The organism is Actinotalea sp. JY-7885 (assembly GCF_014525465.1).
Lineage (GTDB): Bacteria > Actinomycetota > Actinomycetes > Actinomycetales > Cellulomonadaceae > Actinotalea.
Map to the genome: position 1 here is coordinate 1 of NZ_JACEXH010000239.1, position 3880 is coordinate 3880.

General features: G+C 76.6%; 5 protein-coding genes. 3 read left to right on the top strand and 2 right to left on the bottom strand.

All coding sequences use genetic code 11. The features are described 5' to 3' along the window. Positions 1 to 447, top strand: a 447-nt coding sequence (locus tag IDM29_RS15520; protein WP_304518697.1) for a glutamate ligase domain-containing protein, incomplete at its 5' end; no start/stop codon positions are given. A 105-nt stretch (positions 448 to 552) separates the two neighbouring features. Further along, complete coding sequence (locus IDM29_RS15525) at positions 553 to 1683, top strand: hypothetical protein (protein ID WP_182111548.1); 1131 nt, start codon at positions 553 to 555, stop codon at positions 1681 to 1683. Between the two features lie 24 nt (positions 1684 to 1707). Here IDM29_RS15525 and IDM29_RS15530 read toward each other — a convergent pair whose 3' ends face one another. Together IDM29_RS15530 and IDM29_RS15535 are read right to left on the bottom strand one after the other, a co-directional pair. Then, positions 1708 to 2679, bottom strand: a complete 972-nt coding sequence (locus IDM29_RS15530; protein ID WP_220457948.1) for a D-alanine--D-alanine ligase — start codon at positions 2677 to 2679, stop codon at positions 1708 to 1710. 85 nt (positions 2680 to 2764) lie between these two features. Continuing rightward, on the bottom strand, positions 2765 to 3259 hold the full coding sequence (locus IDM29_RS15535; RefSeq protein ID WP_182111547.1) for a DUF3515 family protein: 495 nt from the start codon (positions 3257 to 3259) through the stop codon (positions 2765 to 2767). 74 nt (positions 3260 to 3333) lie between these two features. Between IDM29_RS15535 and IDM29_RS15540 the strand changes: the two genes are divergently transcribed. Further along, a partial coding sequence (locus IDM29_RS15540) for an AIR synthase related protein (RefSeq protein ID WP_309232755.1) occupies positions 3334 to 3880 on the top strand: 547 nt, incomplete at its 3' end.

Sequence of the window (3880 nt, forward strand, 5' to 3'; positions counted from 1 at the left end):
GACGTCGCGGCGGCCGGGCCGCGGCTGCGCGCGCTGCCGCGCGCCGCCCACCGCGCCGAGGTGCAGGACACCGGCACGGGCCTGGTCGTGGTCGACGACACCTACAACGCGAACCCGATCGGCGCGCGCGCCGCGCTCGACGAGGCGGCGGGGCTCGCGCGGGAGCGGGGCGCACGCCTCGTCGTCGTGACGCCCGGCATCGTCGAGCTCGGCCCCGTGCAGCACCGGCGCAACGCGGACTTCGCGGAGGCCGCCGCGGCCGCCGGGGCGCACCTCGTCGTCGTCGGGCGGACCAACCGCGCGGCGCTCGTCGAGGGTGCGGCGCGGGCCGGGGGAGCCGTCGAGGTCGTGGCCACACGCCCCGAGGCGGTGCCGCTGGCGACCGCCGCGGCGGGCTCGAACGGCGTCGTACTCTACGAGAACGACCTGCCGGACCACTATCCGTGACCTGCGTCGGTACGCAGCACGCGTGCCACGCTGCAGGTGGTGACGGTGTGCCGGTCCCGGCGTGCCGGTGCCGGCGACGATCCCCCGACGACGAGATGAGGGTGCATGTCCTGGGCAGTGGTGTTCGGCGGTCCGTCCCCGGAGCACGAGATCTCGATCCTGACCGGCCTGCAGAGCGAGCGGGTCCTGACCCGCGCGGGTGAGCAGGTGCTCTCCCTCTACTGGGGCCCCACGGGCGCGTGGTTCCTCGTGCCGCCGGGCACCGAGGCCAAGGACTACCTGCAGGGCGCCCCCGCCGGCGCGAAGCCGGTCGAGATCCGGCTCGGCGCCGACCCCGGCCTGTACGTCAAGGGGCGCCTGCGCTCCGAGCGGCTCGAGCCCGAGGCCGCGCTGAGCTGCCTGCACGGCGGCCTGGGCGAGGGTGGCGGCTTCGCGTCGCTGGCCGCGCTCCTGGGGCTGCCGGCGACCGGCTCGTCGCTGTACGCGTCGGCGCTCGGCATGGACAAGCTCGCGTTCGGGGGCGTCATGGTCGCCGCGGGCGTCCCGACGCTGCCGCGGGCCGCGCTCGACGCCGACGTCGACCCGGGCTTCGAGGGCCCGTACATCGTCAAGCCGCGCTACGGCGGCTCGTCGATCGGCATCGAGATCGTCGACGACCTCGCGGCCGCCCGCGTCCTCGGGCGCACCAGCACGCACCTGCGCCAGGGCGCCGTGCTCGAGCCGTTCCGCGGCGACCTGGTCGACCTCAACATCTCCTTCCGCACGGCGCCCACGCTCGAGGTCTCCGACCTCGAGCGGCCGCTGCGCGGCAGCGAGGGCGTCTACTCCTACGCCGAGAAGTACCTCGCGGGCGGGGCGGGCGAGGACGCGGGCCTGACGAACGCGCCGCGCGAGATCCCCGCGCAGGTGCCGGCCGAGGTCACCGCCCAGGCGCAGGACATCGCGCGCCGGGTCGCCGTCGCGACGCGCCTGACCGGGGTGGTCCGCGTGGACCTGCTGTACCAGCCGCAGACGCACGAGCTGTACGTCAACGAGGTCAACTCGGTGCCCGGTGCGATGGCGCTGTACCTGTGGGCCTCCAAGCGTCCGGCGGCTCAGGTGCTGCGCGACGCGCTCGTCGAGGCGCGCGACGCCGGCGTGCCCGCGGTCGCCAGCGGCTTCGGCTCCGGCGCCGCCCTGCGTGCCGCGGGCGGCATCAGCGGCAAGCTCGTCGGCCTGGACGGGCCGCGCGCCTGACGCCCGCGCGCGCCGGCCGCCCCGTCAGGACGACGGGGCGGTCGCCGCGCGGCGGTGCGCCTTGGCGAGCAGGTCCAGCAGCAGCTGGCCGAGCGGGCGACCGACCTCGGCGGCCGCCAGGGGCAGCACGGACGTCTCGGTGAGCCCGGGGGAGATGGCCGCCTCGAGGAACCACGGGGTCCCGGCGTCGTCGACGATCGCGTCGGTCCGCGAGATGTCCCGCAGGCCCAGCACGCGGTGCGTCAGCTCGGCGGCGTGCGCGGCGGCGGCGAGCGCCTCGTCGGGCAGCGGCGCCGGCAGCGCGACCGTGATGAGGTCGGCGCTGTAGCGCGCCTCGAAGGAGAACGGCGACACGTCGGGGTTCTGGAACGCGGCCGGGGGCAGCGCGCGCGGCTCGTCGTCCTCGACGACGACGGTCTCGATGGTCTGGCCCGCCACGTACCGCTCGATGAGCGCGACGTCACCGAAGGTGAAGCACCGCACGAGCGCGGCCGGCAGGTCCGCCGCGACCTCGACGAGGCTCATCCCGAGGGTCGAGCCGCTGGTCGCGGGCTTGACGACGACGGGCAGCCCCAGCTGGTCGGTGATGGACCGGACCAGCTGCGCGGGCGAGAGCTCGCGGAACGAGCGGGACGAGATCGCCACCCAGGGCGGGGTCGCGAGGCCGGCGCGGGACATGAGGACCTTCGCGACGACCTTGTCCCAGGCCAGGTGGCACGAGCTGGGCGGCGAGCCGACGTAGGGCACGCCCGCGAGCTCGAGCGCGGACTGCAGCGAGCCGTCCTCGCCGCTGGCGCCGTGCACCGCGATGTAGGCGGCGTCGACGCCGTCGGTCGCCAGGCGGTCGAGGAGCGACTCGTCGGCGTCGTAGAGGGCCGCGTCGATGCCCGCCTCCGCGAGGGCGTACAGGGCGCGTCGCCCGGAGCGCATGGAGACCTCGCGCTCGTTGGACAGGCCTCCGGCGATCACTGCCACACGGTCGAACTCCGTCGTCACGACATCGATCCCTTCGTCCAGCTCCGGGCCTCGATCCTAGTCAGGCGGGGCCGTGCGCCGTGGCCCGGTGGTCCCGGGTGGGGCCTCACAGGCAGGAGCGGGTCTGCTCGACCAGGCTGACGGCCGGTCCCAGATCGAGCAGGAACGACGTCGAGCGGGAGCTCGCCACGGACGCGGGCACGCGGACCTCGACGGCGGGATCGCGGCCGTACGTGACGAAGGTCCACGGGGCCGCACCGTCGGCGTCCTCGGCGCCGGCGATCGCCACCCAGTCGACCTGGTACGCGCCGTCGTCCGCGTCCACGCACGGGTCCGTCGTGGGCCCGGGCGGCTCGACCCCGCAGCGCGCCACGACCGGCGCCGTGCGGTCGCCCCACGCGGTCGTCGCCTGGCTCGTCGTCTCGAGGCGGGGCATGCCGTCGAGCGTCTCGGGCATCGCGAGGACGACCGCCGCGCACACCGGGTCCGCGGCGTGCGGGGCCGCGGGCACGGCCACGGCCTGGCCGCAGGCGGCGAGCAGGGCGCACCCGGCGGCCGTGGTCGAGAGGGTGAGGGCGCGAGCGGGGGACGGGCGGTTCACGCGGCCACCGTAACCGGCGCGGGCGGGGTCGGGCCGAGGCGCCGGGGCCGGGCGGCGCTGGGTAGGTTGGGCGCGTGGAACCCGAGGCGAGCGCCGGACCGACGGTCGCCGACCTCGGTGAGGACGCGCTCCTCGCGCAGATCTTCCCCCTCCTGCCGCGCGCGGCGGGGACGCTGCTCGGCCCGGGCGACGACGCCGCCGTCGTGGCCGCGCCCGACGCGCGTGTCGTCGTCTCGACCGACGTGCTCGTGGAGGGCCGCCACTTCCGTCGCGAGTGGTCGTCCGGCGAGGACGTCGGCCGGCGCGCGGCGGTCCAGAACCTGGCCGACGTCGCCGCGATGGGGGCGCGTCCGACGGCTCTCGTGGTCGCGCTCGTCGTGCCGCCCGACGTGCCCGTGTCCTGGGTGCTGGGCCTGGCTCGCGGCCTCGCCGCCGCGTGCGGCCCCGAGGTCGGCGTCGTCGGGGGGGACCTGTCGGGCGGCTCCGAGGTCGTGGTCGCCGTGACCGTGCACGGCGACCTGGAGGGGCGCGCGCCCGTGCTCCGCAGCGGAGCGCGGCCCGGGGACGTCGTCGCGCACGCCGGGGTGCGCGGACGCTCGGCGGCCGGGCTCGCGCTGCTCA

Bases quoted from the DNA above. Each gene is read 5' to 3' on its own strand.
- IDM29_RS15525 (WP_182111548.1), top strand. From the start codon at position 553: ATGTCCTGGGCAGTGGTGTTCGGCGGTCCGTCCCCGGAGCACGAGATC.